The sequence below is a fragment of the Pseudomonas sp. RL_5y_Pfl2_69 genome, from assembly GCF_963970465.1.
Classification (GTDB): domain Bacteria; phylum Pseudomonadota; class Gammaproteobacteria; order Pseudomonadales; family Pseudomonadaceae; genus Aquipseudomonas.
The window spans coordinates 112,447-128,845 of record NZ_CAXAOU010000016.1; the positions used below are offsets into that span (position 1 = coordinate 112,447).

18 protein-coding genes are annotated in these 16,399 nt (G+C 59.3%); 7 read left to right on the plus strand and 11 right to left on the minus strand.

Translation table 11 applies throughout. The features are described 5' to 3' along the window. The first annotated feature begins 3 nt into the window (after positions 1 to 3). Positions 4 to 642, plus strand: coding sequence for a pyroglutamyl-peptidase I (pcp, locus tag AACY07_RS22625; protein WP_339477830.1), 639 nt, complete (start codon positions 4 to 6; stop codon positions 640 to 642). A 6-nt stretch (positions 643 to 648) separates the two neighbouring features. Here the strand turns inward: pcp and AACY07_RS22630 are convergent, their stop codons facing one another. The 4 genes from AACY07_RS22630 to AACY07_RS22645 all read right to left on the minus strand — a co-directional run bounded on the left by AACY07_RS22630 (position 649) and on the right by AACY07_RS22645 (position 4,734). Continuing rightward, positions 649 to 1,419 carry a MetQ/NlpA family ABC transporter substrate-binding protein gene (locus AACY07_RS22630; protein WP_339477832.1) on the minus strand — a complete coding sequence of 257 codons (771 nt, stop codon included), beginning with the start codon at positions 1,417 to 1,419 and terminating at the stop codon, positions 649 to 651. A gap of 32 nt (positions 1,420 to 1,451) precedes the next feature. Next, the gene (locus tag AACY07_RS22635) at positions 1,452 to 2,117 is read right to left on the minus strand and encodes a methionine ABC transporter permease (RefSeq protein WP_339477881.1); all 666 of its coding nucleotides are present in this window, start codon (positions 2,115 to 2,117) and stop codon (positions 1,452 to 1,454) included. Positions 2,118 to 2,119: 2 nt separating this feature from the next. Next, positions 2,120 to 3,343, minus strand: a complete 1,224-nt coding sequence (locus tag AACY07_RS22640) for an SfnB family sulfur acquisition oxidoreductase (protein ID WP_339477834.1) — start codon at positions 3,341 to 3,343, stop codon at positions 2,120 to 2,122. Between the two features lie 185 nt (positions 3,344 to 3,528). Next, on the minus strand, positions 3,529 to 4,734 hold the full coding sequence (locus AACY07_RS22645; protein ID WP_339477837.1) for an MFS transporter: 1,206 nt from the start codon (positions 4,732 to 4,734) through the stop codon (positions 3,529 to 3,531). Positions 4,735 to 4,851: 117 nt separating this feature from the next. Between AACY07_RS22645 and AACY07_RS22650 the strand changes: the two genes are divergently transcribed. From AACY07_RS22650 to AACY07_RS22665, 4 genes are all read left to right on the plus strand, one after another. After that, positions 4,852 to 5,463: a TetR/AcrR family transcriptional regulator gene (locus tag AACY07_RS22650; RefSeq protein WP_339477839.1), complete on the plus strand. Its 612-nt coding sequence runs from the start codon at positions 4,852 to 4,854 to the stop codon at positions 5,461 to 5,463. A 176-nt stretch (positions 5,464 to 5,639) separates the two neighbouring features. Further along, a complete protein-coding gene (locus AACY07_RS22655) occupies positions 5,640 to 7,226 on the plus strand; it encodes an aldehyde dehydrogenase (NADP(+)) (RefSeq protein ID WP_339477841.1) in 1,587 nt (528 codons plus the stop codon). 120 nt (positions 7,227 to 7,346) lie between these two features. Next, positions 7,347 to 7,688 (plus strand): type II toxin-antitoxin system RelE/ParE family toxin, encoded by a 342-nt coding sequence (locus AACY07_RS22660; RefSeq protein WP_046809787.1) that lies wholly within the window; start codon positions 7,347 to 7,349, stop codon positions 7,686 to 7,688. Between the two features lie 10 nt (positions 7,689 to 7,698). Continuing rightward, positions 7,699 to 8,001, plus strand: coding sequence for an XRE family transcriptional regulator (locus AACY07_RS22665; protein WP_339477846.1), 303 nt, complete (start codon positions 7,699 to 7,701; stop codon positions 7,999 to 8,001). 19 nt (positions 8,002 to 8,020) lie between these two features. Here the strand turns inward: AACY07_RS22665 and AACY07_RS22670 are convergent, their stop codons facing one another. The 4 genes from AACY07_RS22670 to AACY07_RS22685 form a co-directional block, all read right to left on the minus strand. Then, positions 8,021 to 9,079: a linear amide C-N hydrolase gene (locus tag AACY07_RS22670; RefSeq protein ID WP_133078200.1), complete on the minus strand. Its 1,059-nt coding sequence runs from the start codon at positions 9,077 to 9,079 to the stop codon at positions 8,021 to 8,023. Positions 9,080 to 9,102: 23 nt separating this feature from the next. Beyond that, positions 9,103 to 9,882: a hypothetical protein gene (locus AACY07_RS22675; RefSeq protein ID WP_445261399.1), complete on the minus strand. Its 780-nt coding sequence runs from the start codon at positions 9,880 to 9,882 to the stop codon at positions 9,103 to 9,105. A gap of 150 nt (positions 9,883 to 10,032) precedes the next feature. Next, positions 10,033 to 11,379 (minus strand): glutamine synthetase family protein, encoded by a 1,347-nt coding sequence (locus AACY07_RS22680; RefSeq protein WP_339477887.1) that lies wholly within the window; start codon positions 11,377 to 11,379, stop codon positions 10,033 to 10,035. Between the two features lie 22 nt (positions 11,380 to 11,401). Further along, complete coding sequence (locus AACY07_RS22685; protein ID WP_133078199.1) at positions 11,402 to 11,959, minus strand: helix-turn-helix domain-containing protein; 558 nt, start codon at positions 11,957 to 11,959, stop codon at positions 11,402 to 11,404. A 181-nt stretch (positions 11,960 to 12,140) separates the two neighbouring features. On the opposite strand from AACY07_RS22685, the gene AACY07_RS22690 reads away from it, so the two are divergent. Continuing rightward, positions 12,141 to 12,728: a LysE family translocator gene (locus AACY07_RS22690; RefSeq protein WP_339477849.1), complete on the plus strand. Its 588-nt coding sequence runs from the start codon at positions 12,141 to 12,143 to the stop codon at positions 12,726 to 12,728. Here the strand turns inward: AACY07_RS22690 and AACY07_RS22695 are convergent. From AACY07_RS22695 to AACY07_RS22705, 3 genes are all read right to left on the minus strand, one after another. Next, positions 12,725 to 13,576, minus strand: coding sequence for an AraC family transcriptional regulator (locus AACY07_RS22695; protein ID WP_339477851.1), 852 nt, complete (start codon positions 13,574 to 13,576; stop codon positions 12,725 to 12,727). The genes AACY07_RS22690 and AACY07_RS22695 overlap by 4 nt on opposite strands. Before the next feature lie 76 nt (positions 13,577 to 13,652). Continuing rightward, positions 13,653 to 14,651 carry an NADP-dependent oxidoreductase gene (locus AACY07_RS22700; RefSeq protein WP_339477854.1) on the minus strand — a complete coding sequence of 333 codons (999 nt, stop codon included), beginning with the start codon at positions 14,649 to 14,651 and terminating at the stop codon, positions 13,653 to 13,655. A 64-nt stretch (positions 14,652 to 14,715) separates the two neighbouring features. Beyond that, positions 14,716 to 15,498 (minus strand): SDR family NAD(P)-dependent oxidoreductase, encoded by a 783-nt coding sequence (locus AACY07_RS22705; protein WP_339477857.1) that lies wholly within the window; start codon positions 15,496 to 15,498, stop codon positions 14,716 to 14,718. 164 nt (positions 15,499 to 15,662) lie between these two features. Between AACY07_RS22705 and AACY07_RS22710 the strand changes: the two genes are divergently transcribed. After that, positions 15,663 to 16,241, plus strand: a complete 579-nt coding sequence (locus AACY07_RS22710) for a TetR/AcrR family transcriptional regulator (protein WP_339477859.1) — start codon at positions 15,663 to 15,665, stop codon at positions 16,239 to 16,241. Positions 16,242 to 16,399: the final 158 nt, after the last annotated feature.

Sequence of the window (16,399 nt, forward strand, 5' to 3'; positions counted from 1 at the left end):
TGTATGCGCACTGTACTGCTGACCGGCTTCGAACCGTTCGACCAAGACACCGTAAACCCGTCCTGGGAGGCCGTGCGCCTTCTGGACGGCACCTCCCATGGCGATGTGCGCATCGTCGGTCGCCAGTTGCCCTGCGCGTTTGCCCTGGCACCCGCACGTCTGCACCAGTTACTGGAAGAGTTTGAGCCAGAGCTGGTGATCGCAGTCGGGCTGGGGCCCGGCCGCGCTGACATCTGCATCGAGCGGGTGGCAATCAACATCAACGACGCCCGCATTCCCGATAACCTGGGCGCGCAGCCAATCGACACACCCGTGGTACCGGACGGCCCGGACGCCTACTTCAGCACCCTGCCCATCAAGGCAATGGTTCGGGCGTTAAAGGAGGCTGGCATTGCGTCTTCGGTGTCGCACACGGCGGGCACCTTTGTCTGCAATCAGGTGTTCTATTGCCTGCAACATGCACTGGCCGGGTCTGCGGTGCGCGCAGGGTTTATCCATGTGCCTGCACTGCCGGAACAGGCGGAGCAATGCGGCGGGCCATCCATGGCACTCTCAATCCAGACCGAGGGGCTGCGCATCGCGGTGATCACGGCGCTGGACACCTTCCACGATGTACGGGAAAGCGGCGGTCAGATCAGCTGACAACCCTCAAAACCCCGGCACGATCTGGCCTTTGTAACGGGTCAGGATGAACTCGCGCACTTGCGGCGAGTTCAGTGCCCGGGCCAGTTTCTGGATGGCCGGGCTTTGAATGTTGTCCGGGCGTGCGACCAGATACTCGACGTACAGATCCTTGCCCTTCTCCACAATCAACGCACTGTTGGTGTCGATGCCCGCTTCCAGGGCGTAGTTGGCAAACACAAACGCCAGATCAACCTGATTCACCGACCTCGCCAGCAACGCGCCTTCCAGTTCGCGGATTTTCAGGTGCTTGGGGTTCTCGGCAATATCCCGGGTCGTCGACAGGGTGTTGCCCGGATCCTTGAGTTTGATCAGCCCTGCCTCATCCAGCAGCACCAGGGCACGGCCCGCATTGACCGGGTCGTTGGGGATGGCCACCGACGCACCGTCCTTCAACTCGGAGATCTGTTTGATCTTCGTCGAGTAAGCGCCGAAAGGCTCGATGTGCACACCAATCACTGGCACCAGATCGGTGTGACGGGTCTTGTTGAACTCATCCAGGAACGGTCGATACTGGTAGTAGTTGGCGTCGATATTCTTCTCGGCCAGTTGCACGTTTGGCTGGATAAAGTCGCTGAATACCTTGATATCCAGATCAACGCCTTGCTTGGCCAGCTCGGGCTTAACGAACTCAAGAATCTCGGCGTGGGGCACCGGACTGGCACCCACCACCAGCTTTTCACCGGCGTGAGCCGTGAGGGCAGCAAAAACAGCCGCAAGGGCAACAAGCTTTTTCATGGCAGAACTCCGAACAATATAAATGGGCCGTCTCAGCGACGGCTGTAGTGCAGAACCAGACGGTCACCGCTGACTTGCAGGCCCTGAACCAGCAGGACCAGCAGCACCACAGTGATCACCATCACGTCAGTCTGAAAACGCTGATAGCCGAAACGAATCGCCAGATCCCCCAGCCCGCCACCACCGATCACCCCCGCCATCGCGGTGCAGTCGACCAGAACAATGGCGGTAACGGTGATAGCCGCGATCAGCCCGCCGCGCGCTTCGGGCAACAAGGTGTGCCGCACCACTTGCCAGGTGCTGGCGCCCATTGCCTGGGTGGCCTCCACCACCCCGTGGTCGACCTCACGCAGAGCGGTTTCAACCAGCCGTGCAAAGAACGGCGTGCAACCCACCACCAACGGTGGAATAGCCCCCTTCACCCCCAAAGAGGTGCCCATGAGAAAAGCGGTCAGGGGGATCAGCGCAATCAGCAAAATAATGAACGGCAGGGAGCGGAACATGTTCACCAGCATCGACAGCAGCCGGTACACACCGGGTTTGGCGTGAAGTTGCTGTTTGCCGGTCAGGAACATCAAGACCCCCAGGGGCAGGCCCAGCAGAGCGGTAAAAACCAGCGCCACGCCAAGCATGCTCAGCGTGGCAATGCAGGCCTGGCCGATTTCCGGCCAGTTGAGGCTGACCAGCAGCTCGACCATGCTCATGACCAGTCGTGACGTGGAGGGTTTATCCCGTTCAGCAGCCAGTTACCCACCACGTGGTACTTCCAGCGCACCGGGTCATGCAGGGTATGTACGCGAGCATTGCGCCAGTGACGGTCGTGGTTATGGCGGGCCAGCGAAGAGCGCGTACCGCCCAGTTCAAACAGGCGGGTACTGGCTTCCAGGGCAATTTCGGTGGTCAGTACCTTGGCCTTGGCCACCGCCACCGAGGCACGCGCCACACCGTCTTCATCGGGTGCCGCGCGTACGCTGTCCATCACTTTGCCTGCGCGTTCGAGCAAGGCTTCAGAGGCATCCAGCTGGATGCTCAGCCGGCCGATCTGGATGATGGTCAGTGGATCATCACTGGCCTTTTCCAGCCCCGAGTCGATCCAGGGCCTGGCGTGTTCGCGGACAAAAACCAGAGTGTCGCGCAACGCTGCACGGGCAATCCCGGCGTCAATGGCGGCCGTGGTGATCTGGGCAAAGGGACCGGCCAGGGTCGGGTTTTCATAGGAGCGGTAGGTTTTGAAGACATTGAACCCGGGCACCCGCAGATCCTGCACCAGCACCGTGCCACTGGCGGTGTTGCGCTGGCCGATGCTCGACCAGTCGTCCACCACACTGAGCCCCGGGCTGTTGCGCGGCACAAAGGCCAGATGCGCCCTGTCTTCGTCATCCAGCGCTAGCACACCCAGCCAGTGAGCATACAAAGAGCCGGTGCAGTAACCCTTGCGACCGTTGACAAGCACCTCATCGCCGTCACGGACAAAGCGCGTCTGGATGTCCTGCACCGTCTTGCCGCCGGTCTCCGAGATGGCATTGGCGAAACGATTGCCCTTGAGTGCCAGGTCAAAAAAGAAAGCCTTTTGTTCTGGCGTCCCTTGCAGGCGGATATCTTCGAGCAGGCAGTAATGGTTCTGCGGGATCTGCCCGAGGGAAGCATCCGCCGCGGAAATAATGGTGATCACTTCGGCCAGTGTGGCGTATGACACCTGCGCGCCGCCGTACTCCCCGGGCACGGTGATGCCCCACAAGCCACTGTTGGAGAACACATCCACTACCTCGGCAGGCACCTGGCGCAGCCGATCACGTTCAGCGTCACCCTCCAGCAGAAACGCCGCGACTTTATGGGCGACGTCGATGGCTTCAGCATCCGTGCGGATGACATGGGCATTGGCAACAGAAAGGGGGTACGGGGCATCGGCAGGGGCGTACGACATGGACTTCTCACTCGTTACTCATAATGGGTCGCCAGCAGGAGCGACCGTTAAATGGGTGAGAGCAGAAACCATGCCATCTATTTTATATATAAAAATCAATTGCTTACGAAAAACCAGAAACATCCGGAGTTGCCAGGGCAACAGTCTGTGTTGCAACTGTTGCCTGGCCAACACCCTTGGCGGGGTCAATGCCCGACCACCGCCGCGCCTGCTTGTCGCTGGCCTTTGGGAAAACCGTGGGTGCGGGCACTGAACACGATCCATAACCCCGCCAGCAACAGCGCCAGCAATACCCAGGGAAAGACGCCGACCCCGACCTGGTCGAGCAATACACCACCGGTTAATGCCCCGGCGGCAATGGCGCTGTTCCAGACCACGACGTTCATCGACAGCGCCACATCGGCGCCCTCGCCTGCGGCATCGGCCAAGGCTGTTTGAAGCAGAGTGGCGGCACCGCCAAAGGACAATCCCCAAACGAAGATACCGGCGTACACGACAACCACCGACTGTGAGAAAAGCCCGAACAGCAGGGAGATCGCGGCAAACGTCGCCAGGCTTGCCAGCACGGCGTTGCGCAGATGCCGGTCCACCAGCCGCCCGGTCATCCAGATCCCGACCAGTGCAGCCAGCCCGAAGACCAGCAACACAATGTCGACCTCATTGCCCAGGCCCGCAGATGCCACGAAAGGAGCGATGTAGGTGTAGAGCATGTTGTGCGCAAGCATCCAGGTCAGCACCACAGCGAGCACCGGACGCACCCCCGGCGTGAACAGAACCCGGCGCAGGCCGATGCGTTGCGAGGCGGTCTGCCCCGGATAATCTGGCACTTTGACCACCACCCAGACAATCAGCACCAGCGTCAGGATCGACATCAGGCCAAATGCCGTGCGCCAACCCACCAGTGCCCCCAGCCAGGTGCCCAGCGGCACCCCCAGTGACAACGCGATCGGGGTGCCTACCATTGCCACCGCCATGGCCCTGCCTTGCAGGTCCGGCGCGACCATGCGCCGTGCATAACCCGCCAGCAGGCTCCAGGCCAACCCGGCTGATGCGCCGGCAAAAAAGCGTGCAATCAGGGTCACGCCATAGTGTGAAGACCATGCGGTAATCGAATTGAACAGCAGAAAACCGAGAATCGTCAGCAGCAGTACATTGCGCCGCCGCCAGCCCTGGGTCGCAATGGTGAGCGGGATCGCAGCCAGTAAGGACCCCAGCGCGTAGACCGTAACCATCTGACCCGCCAGGGCCGATGACACCTCAAGTCCACTGCTTATCTGCGGCAAAAGGCCTGCGGGTAATGTCTCGGTGACGATGCAGATAAACCCGGTCATGGCGAGCGCCAGCAGCGCGCCCAGGGGTAATCGTTCAGTGGTGTTTTGCTCTGATGCCATGAGTGCTCTGACCTGCCAAGTTATGTATCGATAGGTACAAATGTAGAGACAGGAAAAGTATTGGTCAACGACTTTTGTATCGAATAGTATTTATGTCTCGTAACGAAGGAGACTCAAATGGCACAGATGGGACGCCCGCGTACATTTGACCGGGACGCGGCTATCACGCAGGCCATGCACCTGTTCTGGGAGCACGGCTACGATTCAACATCCCTTAGCCAGCTCAAGGCGAATATTGGCTCTGGCATTTCTGCACCCAGTTTCTATGCGGCTTTCGGTTCCAAGGAAGCCTTGTTCAAAGAGGTGATGGAGCGCTATCTGAACAGTCACGGCAAAGTGACCGAAAGCTTGTTCGATCCCCAGTTGCCTGCACGCGAGGCCATCGAAAGAACGTTGCGCAGTTCCGCAAAAATGCAGTGCGGGACCGATCACCCACGCGGTTGTCTGGTTGCGCTCGGTCTGATGAGTGCATGCTCACCACAGACCTTGGCCATATGCGCGCCGCTGGCCCAGGCTCGCGCCCGCAACCGTGCCGGATTCATTGCCTGCGTTGAGCGTGGCATCAGTACCGGCGAGCTGTCGGCAGACATCGACCCGATTGCACTGGCCACAGGATTCGAGAGCTTTTTGCTGGGACTGACCACCCTCGCCCGCGACGGCGTACCCCATTCGGTAATGGATGCTGCGATCACTCAGATCATGGGCATGTGGGAGGCTGCGCGAGCCTGAGGTATGAGCAATGGTTATCGCCCAATCCACATTCGTCATTGGGCAGCCTCTTCGACAAAAACTACAGTGGCCGCCTGAAGGAGCCTGAGGGTTCCCTTTTGAGAGACCTGCGGCGCGAATACCTGATTCGCAGCTGGCACAAAAATCTTGTAGCACTGGCCTGAAGGGACATTGATATGACACGCATCACCGGACAGAACTTTATTGGCGGACACCGCAGCGGTGCTGGCACCGTGCACCTGCAAAGCGTGGATGCCAGCACCGGCGAAGCGCTGCCCTACCACTTTATCCAGGCCACCGAATCCGAAGTGGATGCCGCTGTCAGTGCGGCCAGCGCCGCGTTTCCAGCTTTTCGCAGCTTGCCCGCCACCCGACGGGCCGAGTTCCTGGAGGCCATTGCCGAAGAAATTGACGGGCTGGGCGACGATTTCATCGCCATTGTCTGCCGCGAGACTGCCTTGCCAGCCGCGCGCATCCAGGGCGAGCGTGGGCGCACCAGCGGGCAAATGCGCCTGTTTGCCAACGTGCTGCGCCGTGGTGATTTTTACGGCGCGCGCATCGATCAGGCGCTGCCTGATCGCCAGCCTTTGCCCCGTGCAGATCTGCGTCAGTGCCGAATGGGCGTAGGGCCGGTGGCCGTGTTCGGGGCCAGTAACTTCCCGCTGGCCTTCTCCACGGCTGGCGGTGATACCGCTTCGGCACTCGCGGCCGGTTGCCCGGTGGTGTTCAAGGCTCACAGCGGGCACATGGCAACCGCCGAATGGGTGGCGCTTGCCATCGTGCGCGCCGCCGAGCGCACCGGCATGCCTGGCGGTGTGTTCAACATGATCTACGGTGCGGGGGTGGGCGCTGTGCTGGTCAAGCATCCGGCGATTCACGCTGTCGGCTTTACCGGTTCCCTGTCCGGAGGCCGTGCCCTGTGCGACATGGCCGCAGCAAGGCCGCAGCCGATCCCGGTTTTTGCCGAGATGTCGAGCATCAACCCGGTGCTGGTCTTGCCTCAGGCGCTGCTTGCCCGCGGCGAGCAGATTGCACGGGAGCTGGGCGGTTCGGTGATGCTGGGCGCAGGCCAGTTCTGCACCAGCCCGGGCCTGGTGCTGGGTATCCGCTCACCCGGGTTCAGTGCCTTTGTCCAGACACTCAGCCAGTTCTTCAACGCTCAGGCCCCGCAGACACTGCTCAATGCCGGGGGCCTGGTCAGTTACAGCAAAGGTATCCAGCGCCTGGCAGGGGTCGATGGTATCCGCCACCTTGCAGGCGCGCCGCAACAAGGCAATCAGGCCAGCCCGCAGTTGTTCCAGGCCAATGCCAGCCTGCTGATCGATGGCGCCGAGGTGTTGCAAGAAGAGGTCTTCGGACCGACCACCCTGGTGGTCGAAGTCGCGGACAAGGCGCAGTTGATGCAGGCATTGCATAGCTTGCATGGCCAACTGACCGCCACGCTGATTGCCGAGCCCGCTGACTTGCAGGCGTTCGCCGAGGTCGTACCGGTGCTTGAACACAAGGCCGGACGGTTACTGCTCAACGGTTACCCGACCGGCGTCGAGGTGTGCGATGCGATGGTTCACGGCGGGCCTTATCCGGCGACATCCGATGCCCGTGGCACCTCGGTGGGCACGCTGGCCATCGACCGCTTCCTGCGCCCGGTGTGCTACCAGAACTATCCGGACAGCCTTTTGCCGGACGCGCTTAAAAATGCCAACCCGCTGGGTATCCAGCGCTTGCTTGACGGCAAGCACAGCCGCGACGCACTGGCCAGCTGATCTGCGCGGGCCCCGTAATGGGGCCCTGCGTACAGGGCCTGTAAAGATCGCCCCTGGCCGCTGATCAGTTGAACACTGGCCGGGCTTGAGAGAAGTACCAAATTAGGTACACTCCAATGCATGAACTCTGTCCCTCCCATTCTGAATGTTCGATTTTTTTGCACGCTCGCAGGCAATGAACCTGTGCGTGAATGGTTGGCCAGTCTCGAGCGCGAGCAGAGGCGCCTGATTGGAACCGATATAAAGACCGTACAACTTGGCTGGCCGATTGGCATGCCGGTTGTACGCAAGCTGGAGCCTAAATTGTGGGAGGTTCGCTCGGATTTGGATGGCATCATTGCTCGCATCATCTTTACGGTTGTCGGCTCGCAGATGATCCTGCTTCACGGATTCATCAAGAAAAGCCAGAAAACCCCGGCGGTTGATCTTCAAACAGCCAGACAGCGCAATGCAAAACTATGAGGTACAGCGCATGAATAACCACATCGGCTCCGATTTTGACGACTTCCTCTCGGAGCAGGGCCTCGCAGAAGAGGTTTCGGCCGCTGCACTTAAACGCGTCATTGCCTGGCAGATAGCCGAGGCCATGAAGGAGCAACATATCACCAAAAAAACGCTGGCTGACCGGATGCACACCAGCCGTACGGCGGTCGATCGGGCACTTGATGAAAATGACCCGGGCATGACACTGGCAACCCTGGCCAGCGCCGCCCGAGCACTAGGTCAACGCGTAGAGATCCGCTTGGTGCCGGAGCACGATGCAACACCCGGATAACCCCACCTTAGCAACAGCATTAAACCCCCTCAAACTTGAACGCCGGAGTGACCTGAAAGCGGCTTGAGACCTCCCCGGAGTAAATGGTGCTTTGGTCCGGGCCCAGGTTCAGCTTTTTGACGGTGCCCGTTGCCTTTGAAAAATCGACCTTGTTCAAGTCCACCCAAAACGTGTTCGGGGTGACGGCCGATTCGAAAAAGTACAACCCCTGCTTGTGATCGATCACGGAGCGCCAGCGGGTCGAGGATATGTTCGGCTCGCCGGGCGTGGTAATGCCGTACGGTACTGAAACGTTGCGGATCACGCTGAATACGCTGGCCAGTGACAAGCGCGCGTCCTGATTCTTTGGCACCGCATTGACGTAAAAAGACGCCCGGGCAAAACGGTCTGCAGAACGATTGGTGCCGGGGAGCATCACCGTCCCGCCAATGGATTGCCAATACGCATTCATTGCCAACTGCGCATCGAACGCCGGGGAGTTGGTCATGACCTGATAGCTGCGGTCGTGGTGAATCACTTGCTTGCCATCGATAAACTCAATGATCGCACTGTCACCCGAGGCATCGGACATTGAGAGGTGCAACGTTGCCAAACGACTTTCACCCGGCACATTGGCAGTGACAACGGTGAAGGGTTCGGTCTTGAGTACATCGACCGCTTCGGCAACGGTGCTGAAGTTGTCCAGGACATACTGGGCCCAGGCAGAAATGCTCAACCCGGGTTTGTCTTTATTGACCGGCGGATATTCAGACTCCACCAGCCACAGCAGGTTTGCCGACAACCCGGCTTCGTTGACCCCGTCAGTGGTTGAAATGTCATAGCCCGTGGCAATCACACTGCCGTATCTGGACGTCCACTTCAGCGAACCCGGCCCTGCCTCCCCGGTGCGCTGCATACCTTGGGGGAAGATCCACAGATTGGTTGCCACGTCTGTCTTCCAGTCCATGGACCGCGCCGTGATCACCGTGTCGTTGTCACCCAGATAAACCAGACGGGTGCAGGCATTGGCGACCGGCAACGCGAGCATGAAGCCTGCCAGTGCCAACGTCAGATGTTGGGTGTGTTTGAGCAACTTCATTCACTTGAATCCTCAATACGGGTTTAGAAGCGCATGGACAAGCCAAGTACCGGGCCGCGCTGGGTCACGTCGTACTTGAACTTGTTGCCGGTAAAGTCGGTGGTTCGATAGTCCTGAGCCAGCACCCGATAACCGACACGGATGATCGTGGGGTGATCCGCCAGGAACATCCGGTAACCCAGATACCCTTGGGCGTTCCAGGTTTTTTTGGAAGACGTATCCAGCCCGCCGGTGTCGGCTTCGCCGGAGAGCAGCCAGCGGTCCGTCAGGTCGGCCTGCATGCGCAAGCCCACGAACGGGTCTGTCCACTCGGTTTTTTTCTTGGTGCTGAAACCCACAGAGTCGACGCTCAGTTTTGTCGACAGCTTGGTCCAGCGCACACCGACCGTGGGCTCGACGCGCCAGGCGCGAGGTTCGCCAAAAATCGTGGAGCCGCCAAACTCATACTCATAGACACGGTAATACGCACCCACCGCAAGGGTGCTTTGGGCGATTGCCAGACCTACCTTGCGCCCGAACACCCTCTCGGACTGGTGGGTTTTCGCATACACGCCATCGACATAAAACCCCAGGGTGCGATTGGTCAGTTCCAGATTACCCATGAAAACCGAACTCAAATTTTCCATCACATCCGAGAACGGTACATCCACTTTTGTATTGACCCCGCCAAGCGCCGCTTGCCCGCTCATTGACGGAGCCCACACAAAGGGGCTCGCCAACAACAACCATTCAGAGTCACGGGTATTGGTGGTTGCTAACGACTCACTCCCTTGCGCCATCTGCAGGAAAAACACCAGCGGCAACGCCGCAGACGCACATCTGACAGTCTGTTTTCTCATTGCCCTGATTAACCGGTCATGGATTTAACCAGTAGGTATAGCAGGTATCCCCTGAAAATCTGCTGTCAGGTGCAGTCATTGCCGGCGCCAATAAGTCTTTACCCCATAAGGCATTTACAAAAACCAGCGATATTCCCGGGCACTGATTTCCTGCATGAATGCCAGATGGTCCTGACGCTTGTTCTCGCAGTAAACATCGACAAATTCGCCGCCCAAGCCTTCGCGCAACTGAGGCTGGTGCTGCATGCCCCGCACGGCTTCAAGCATCTCAAGCGGGAAAGCGATACCGCTGTTGCGGTCTTCGTTAAGCGGCAAAATCGGCTCTTTGCCCGCCTCAAGCCCATGCTCCAACCCGACCAGAATCGCCGCCAGCACCAGATAGGGGTTGGCATCGGCGCCCGCAAGGCGATATTCGATACGCAGGTTTTTTGCATCAGACTCCGGAATCCGCAAGCAGGCATCCCGGTCTTCAAAACCCCAACTGGCCTGGGTAGCGATATTGGTCGTGCCGCCCAGTCGGCGAAACGCGTTCTGGTTGGGAGCAAAAATCGGCATGCTCGCGGGCAATAACGCCAGGCAACCCGCAACGGCATGCCGCAGCGGCTGCTGCTGATTGAGTGCCAACAGGTTGTTGCCGTCAGCGTCATACAGGCTGACATGCACATGCATGCCGCTGCCAGGATGCTGCAGATAGGGCTTGGCCATAAAGCTGGCACGATAGCCGTGCTTGAGGGCAACGCCCCGGGTGCTGCGACAAAACAGGGCCGCCCAGTCCGCCGCGCGTAGACCGTCGTCGAGATGACCAAAATTGATTTCAAACTGCCCCGGCCCCAGTTCGGCCGTGATCACGGTTGCGTCGATCCCTTGGGCCTGCGCCGCATCGACCATGTCATCAAGCACTGGAGAAAAGCGCGACAAGCGCTCGATGTGCATATTGGGCTGGTCATCGGCATCGTCGCTTAACGGATCACGAGGAAACTGCACCAGCCCCTCACGCAGTTGCTTGTCGAACAGGTAAAACTCCAGCTCGAACGCCACCACCGGGTGAATGCCCTTTCGCGCCAGTCGGGCCAACACCTGGGCGAGGACTTCCCGGGGCTCGAAGACAATCGGTTTTTCGGTGCCATCGGAGGTAATCAGCATCTGGCCCAGCGGCTTGCCTTCCCAGGTCACCGGCTTGAGCGTGCCTGGCACCAGGCGTCGTACGGCATCCGGGTCGCCGTCGTTGAAGCAGTAGTCACCAATTTTGAACAGCCCGCCCTGCACACCCAATAACACGCAGTTTTGCGGCAATTTAAGCACGCTGCCCGCCGCCACTTTTTCAAGCATGTCGATGGGGTAGCGCTTGCCGTAGAAATGCCCGGGAATATCCAGGGAAATCAGGTCGACATAACGCACCTCGGGGTTGTGCTGGCGAAAGGCACGCACTTCGGCCAGCAAATCGGAGCATGCAGCATCCATCATGGGAGTTCCTTTATTGTTATCAGGTGTAGACCCACAGCACTCGCGTGAGCTGCGATGTCAGGTTGGCGTAGCGACAGCGCGTGTGGCTGTCGAACTGAAAACTGTCCCCGGCGTACAGGGTGGCGGGCTCATCATCGTCGCCCAGCCACAGGGTCAATTGACCTTCGATCACGTAACCGCCCTGCTCCGAGCTGTCCGTCATATGCCGCTCGCCGCTGTTGGCGCCAGCTTCCAGCAGACTCTCGAGCATGGAGAACGAGGCGCGGATTTTTGGCGAGACCAGAATGTCGGTAATTCCGTTGCCCAGATACAACGTGCGGCGCTCATCGGGACGGGTCACCCAGGGCAACTGCTTGGGTTTTGGCAAGCTGTAGAAATAGGTAGTCGGCACGCCCAGGGTTTCGCTGATCGCTGTCAGGTCAGCCACTGTCGGCTGCGATATCCCGCGTTCGACCTGGGACAAAAAACCCACCGAGCGGCCGATTTTGTCCGCCAGTTCCTTGAGGGTGTATTTCTTGTGTTTGCGCAGGTCGTGGATAAGGATCGCCAACGCGGCCATCTCTTCTTGCTTGTTCATCCCGGGCCGCCGTGAAATTTTAGTAATTTAATTTCATGAAAAATTACAGGTTAAATTTCACAAGCGCAAGACGGTTGCTCTGCTCGGATCCGCCAACGTCATCACAGGGGAGTTTTGTTCAATACGCCAAAGTGCCCGCCCATTAACCTTCTGGCACACCCCTGAACGGAGCACAGTAACGATGAGCGTGTTGATTTCGATGGCGGCGTTTGCCCTGGCAGCATCCATCTCACCCGGACCGGTCAATGTCGTCGCCCTGAGTTCCGGCATGCAGTTTGGCCTGGGCCCCAGCCTGCGCCATGTGCTGGGCGCAACGGTGGGTTTTGTCGTGCTGCTGCTGTTTACCGGTTTCGGCCTGCATGAAGCGCTCAAGCAGTGGCCGATACTGACCGACCTGATTCGCTGGGCAGGCATGGCCTTCCTGCTTTACCTGGCCTGGAAGCTGGCGATGGATAACGGCCGGATCGAGTTCGAGGGTGACACGCCTCACCCCTCATTTTTAAAAGGCGCGGCCATGCAGTGGCTCAACCCCAAGGCCTGGCTGGCTGCTGTCGCGGGCATGGGCGCCTTTGTCGCCGGCGGTGAGGCCGTGCTGATCTGGTCGTTCGCGCTGATCTACTTTGTCGTCTGCTACGCGTCCGTGGCTTGCTGGGCCTACACCGGGGCATTCCTGAGCCGTTATCTGCGCAGCGCCAGGCGCATTCGCCTGTTCAACCGCAGCATGGCGGCCATGCTGGCGGGCTGTGCGGTCTCTTTGCTGTGGTTTTAAGTCTTGTACTGACCGGGCGTGGCGGCGAGGTACTTTTTGAATACCCGCTGAAAATGCGCCTGATCGGCAAAGCCGGTCTGATGAGCGATATCGGCGATCAGCGCACCTTCGCGCAACTGCGTCTGCGCATGTTGAATCCGCCGGTTGATCAGATAGGCGTGGGGCGTCATGTGGTAACGCTGCTCGAATGCGCGAATCAGGTAAGCCTCTGACAGGCTGGCGGCTTCACAGATGTCCTGGAGTCGAATCGTGCGCAGGAAATGCGCATCAATATAGTCGGCGGCCCGCTCCACCCGCACATTGGCGCTCTTGCGCAGCGCCACCGAACTGCCCAGCTCTTGCTGCATCGATGAAAAAAACAGGATCGCCGCCTCATGCTTGGCCAGCACCTCTAGCCGAGGGTCGACCAGTTGCGCATAGAGGGCGGTCAGACCGTTGAACAATGCTGGGGATTGGGTGTGAGTGGCCGCGACGGGATGAAACACCCCGCTGGCATCCGCCTCAAAACCGTGCTGAATACCTGCCAGCCAGTGGGCATCGACATACAACATCACGTATGACCACAGCTGATCATCGACCGGATTACAGGCATGAACATCCCCCGGATTCATCAGCACCACCGTACCTGCGCTAATGGTGTGGGAGGTTTTTTCATGCAGGTAATTGCAGCAACCTGAAGTGATCGCACCGATTGAAAATATCTCGTGAGAGTGCCGCGCATAGCAGACCTTGCGGCCATCGGCGATTGAGCGCGCCTCGATAAAAGGCAACTGCGCATCCCTCCAGAATTTCGGAGTTGCGCAGCCTGGATCGACGGCAAGGGTACTGACCTGATTGCTTGCGGGCATGGTATCGGGACCGGGAAGATCATGGGCCACGATGGATTTCACGGCCTTTGTCTGCCTGCCAGCCTAGCACTTGAAGCTAGGGCACACGAATGACAACCTTGCCTTTGGCCCGGCCTTGCTCGACATAACTCAACGCCTGCGCTGTGTCGCTGAACTCAAACATCCGGTCAACCACTGGTTTGATCACACCAGACTCAATCAGCGCGCTGATTTCACGCAACTGCTCGCCATTGGCGCGCATGAAAACAAATGAATAACTCACACCCTGCTTGCGTGCTTTGCGGCGGATGCCATAGCTCAGAAGGCCCATGACCTGCTGCAACCCCCAGTTCAGCCCCTGAGCCTTGGCAAACTGCGCGGTAGGTGGGCCGGAGATAGAAATCAGCCTGCCTCCCGGTTTCAGCACCTTGAGGGATTTTTCGAGGGTCCCCGCGTCAAGGCTGTTCAGCACCACGTCGTAGTCGTGCAGCAACATGTCGAAGTGCTGCTGCTTGTAGTCGATCACGACATCGGCCCCGAGGGCCTTCACCCATTCAACGTTGCGGGTGCTGGTGGTCGTGGCCACGAAAGCGCCCACGTGCCTGGCCAACTGAATGGCAATACTGCCCACCCCGCCGGAACCTGCATGAATGAGCACCTTCTGCCCTTTTTTCAGTTGCGCGGTTTCTACCAGCACCTGCCAGGCCGTCAGCGCGACCAAAGGGATGGACGCTGCCTGCGCCATGTCGAGGTTGACGGGTTTAAGCGCAAGCGCATCCTGGGACACCGCAATAAGCTCAGCGAAAGTCCCCATGCTCTCCTCGCGAGGACGTCCATAGACCTCGTCTCCAGGCTTGAACTGGCGCACATTGTCGCCCACACGCAGCACCACGCCCGCCAGATCGTTGCCCAGAACCAGCGGGAACCGATAGGGTAGGATCAGTTTGAACTCGCCCTTGCGGATTTTGGAGTCCAGCAGATTGACGCTGGCGGCATGCACCTTGACCAGCACTTCGTCGGGTCCAACTTCAGGGTCGGGCAAGTGCCCTATCCGTCCAGTGTCCTTGCCATATCCATCGATAAAAAAAGCTTTCATAGCAGGCGGCTCCGGGTTGAGGCACCGAGCGGCAACTGCCCCCGGTGCGGCAACCCCGCATCAATCAGTTTTTATAGCGATCGGCAGCATGGGCCATCCGCAGATCCCCCAGCAGCGCCTGACGGGCGCCATCCAGCGCATCCCAACGGGCAGCGTCATGCAAAGGCGGAATGGTCACTCGCTCACGGCGGTCGAAACCGACCAGCGCGGCATCGACCAACTCACCCACCTCCATCACCTCAGGCAGGACGTTGATATCGATACCTGCGCGCTCCCAGATTTCGGTGCGGGTTGCGGCAGGCAAAACCGCCTGGACATAAACCCCCTTGGGCGACAACTCGTGACTCAGCCCTTGTGACAGCAGCTGCACAAACGCCTTGGTTGCAGCGTAGACCGACTGGCCGAACTCCGGCGCCAGGCCTACGACCGAACCTATATTGACGATCGCCCCCTCACCGGCCTGCACCAGCCGTGGCGCAATCGCGCTGGCCAGTCGCGTCAGCGCAACGGTGTTGAGCGCAATAATCGTCGTGAGGCTCTGCGCTGTCTGCTCCAGAAAACCGCCCGACTGGGCAATGCCCGCATTGTTGATCAGGATGCCTATGCTGGAGTCGTCACGCAGCCGCGCTTCAACCACCTCCAGATCACTGGATTGGGTCAGGTCTGCCTGCAACACATCGACGGCAACACGGTATTGCTGGCGCAAGTGTGTTGCCAGGGCTTCCAGTCGCGCCTTGTCGCGGGCAACCAGCACCAGATCGTGGCCACGGCGTGCAAAGCGCTCGGCATAGGTCTCCCCGATGCCGCTGGAAGCGCCCGTGATAAGGACTGAGGAATGAGTAGTCATGGAGGCGCTCTCTCAAGAATAAATCCAGCCGCGGAATGCGGCCTATCGATCGAAGAGGCTTTATGATGATGATCATAATCTAAATCGTCAACTATTTTGATGATGATCGACATCCATGTATAGTGAGCGCTTGATTGTCAGTGGTTTGAACGAGGCATAAAGCGATGAGGGTCACAAAAGCACAGGCGCAGGCGAACCGGGCACACATCGTCGAGACGGCTTCCAGGCTGTTTCGCGAGCGTGGCTATGACGGTGTGGGGGTGGCGGATCTCATGGCCGCGGCCGGCTTCACCCATGGCGGGTTCTACAAGCACTTTGGCTCAAAGGCTGACCTGATGGCCGAAGCTGCCGCGTGTGGACTGGCAAGCTCGCTGGAAAAAAGCGCAGAGCACGATATTGCCGGGTTCTTTGACCAGTACCTCTCCCGCCAGCACCGTGATGCGCCGGGAGAGGGTTGCACCCTGGCGGCCTTGTGCGGGGACGCAGCGCGACAGCCTGAAGAGGTCAAGACAACCTTTGCCCAAGGGCTCGAAAACATGCTGGCCGCCGTTGAGCGCTCAGGTGCCACGTTCGCCGGCGTTGAGCCACAGGACATGCGGGACAGGATAATAGACACCATGGCCCATGCCATTGGTGCGATCGTGCTGTCCCGGGCCTGCCCTGATAACAGCGCGCTGGCAGATGAAATTCTCGAGGTTTGCCGTAAGCAGATTCTCGGCCCCATGGGACCCCGCGACCTGTAGTCGCTGAGGAGCGTAGCGAGGCTGCGATCGATCGCGAAGCGGTCGCAAAACCGGAACACGCGGTGTGCCTGAAAAACCGAGGAGGCTGACTCTACGACTGCTGCGTCGCAGTGGCGCACCAAACCTGACGCAGCCTCGCACGGCTCGTCAGCGACTAC

Excerpts from the sequence above, each read along its gene's own strand:
- pcp (WP_339477830.1), top strand. The coding sequence starts at position 4 with ATGCGCACTGTACTGCTGACCGGCTTCGAACCGTTCGACCAAGACACC.
- AACY07_RS22630 (WP_339477832.1), bottom strand. The coding sequence starts at position 1,419 with ATGAAAAAGCTTGTTGCCCTTGCGGCTGTTTTTGCTGCCCTCACGGCT.
- AACY07_RS22635 (WP_339477881.1), bottom strand. The coding sequence starts at position 2,117 with ATGGTCGAGCTGCTGGTCAGCCTCAACTGGCCGGAAATCGGCCAGGCC.
- AACY07_RS22640 (WP_339477834.1), bottom strand. The coding sequence starts at position 3,343 with ATGTCGTACGCCCCTGCCGATGCCCCGTACCCCCTTTCTGTTGCCAAT.
- AACY07_RS22645 (WP_339477837.1), bottom strand. The coding sequence starts at position 4,734 with ATGGCATCAGAGCAAAACACCACTGAACGATTACCCCTGGGCGCGCTG.
- AACY07_RS22650 (WP_339477839.1), top strand. The coding sequence starts at position 4,852 with ATGGCACAGATGGGACGCCCGCGTACATTTGACCGGGACGCGGCTATC.
- AACY07_RS22655 (WP_339477841.1), top strand. The coding sequence starts at position 5,640 with ATGACACGCATCACCGGACAGAACTTTATTGGCGGACACCGCAGCGGT.
- AACY07_RS22660 (WP_046809787.1), top strand. The coding sequence starts at position 7,347 with ATGAACTCTGTCCCTCCCATTCTGAATGTTCGATTTTTTTGCACGCTC.
- AACY07_RS22665 (WP_339477846.1), top strand. The coding sequence starts at position 7,699 with ATGAATAACCACATCGGCTCCGATTTTGACGACTTCCTCTCGGAGCAG.
- AACY07_RS22670 (WP_133078200.1), bottom strand. The coding sequence starts at position 9,079 with ATGAAGTTGCTCAAACACACCCAACATCTGACGTTGGCACTGGCAGGC.
- AACY07_RS22680 (WP_339477887.1), bottom strand. The coding sequence starts at position 11,379 with ATGGATGCTGCATGCTCCGATTTGCTGGCCGAAGTGCGTGCCTTTCGC.
- AACY07_RS22685 (WP_133078199.1), bottom strand. The coding sequence starts at position 11,959 with ATGAACAAGCAAGAAGAGATGGCCGCGTTGGCGATCCTTATCCACGAC.
- AACY07_RS22690 (WP_339477849.1), top strand. The coding sequence starts at position 12,141 with ATGAGCGTGTTGATTTCGATGGCGGCGTTTGCCCTGGCAGCATCCATC.
- AACY07_RS22695 (WP_339477851.1), bottom strand. The coding sequence starts at position 13,576 with ATGCCCGCAAGCAATCAGGTCAGTACCCTTGCCGTCGATCCAGGCTGC.
- AACY07_RS22700 (WP_339477854.1), bottom strand. The coding sequence starts at position 14,651 with ATGAAAGCTTTTTTTATCGATGGATATGGCAAGGACACTGGACGGATA.
- AACY07_RS22705 (WP_339477857.1), bottom strand. The coding sequence starts at position 15,498 with ATGACTACTCATTCCTCAGTCCTTATCACGGGCGCTTCCAGCGGCATC.
- AACY07_RS22710 (WP_339477859.1), top strand. The coding sequence starts at position 15,663 with ATGAGGGTCACAAAAGCACAGGCGCAGGCGAACCGGGCACACATCGTC.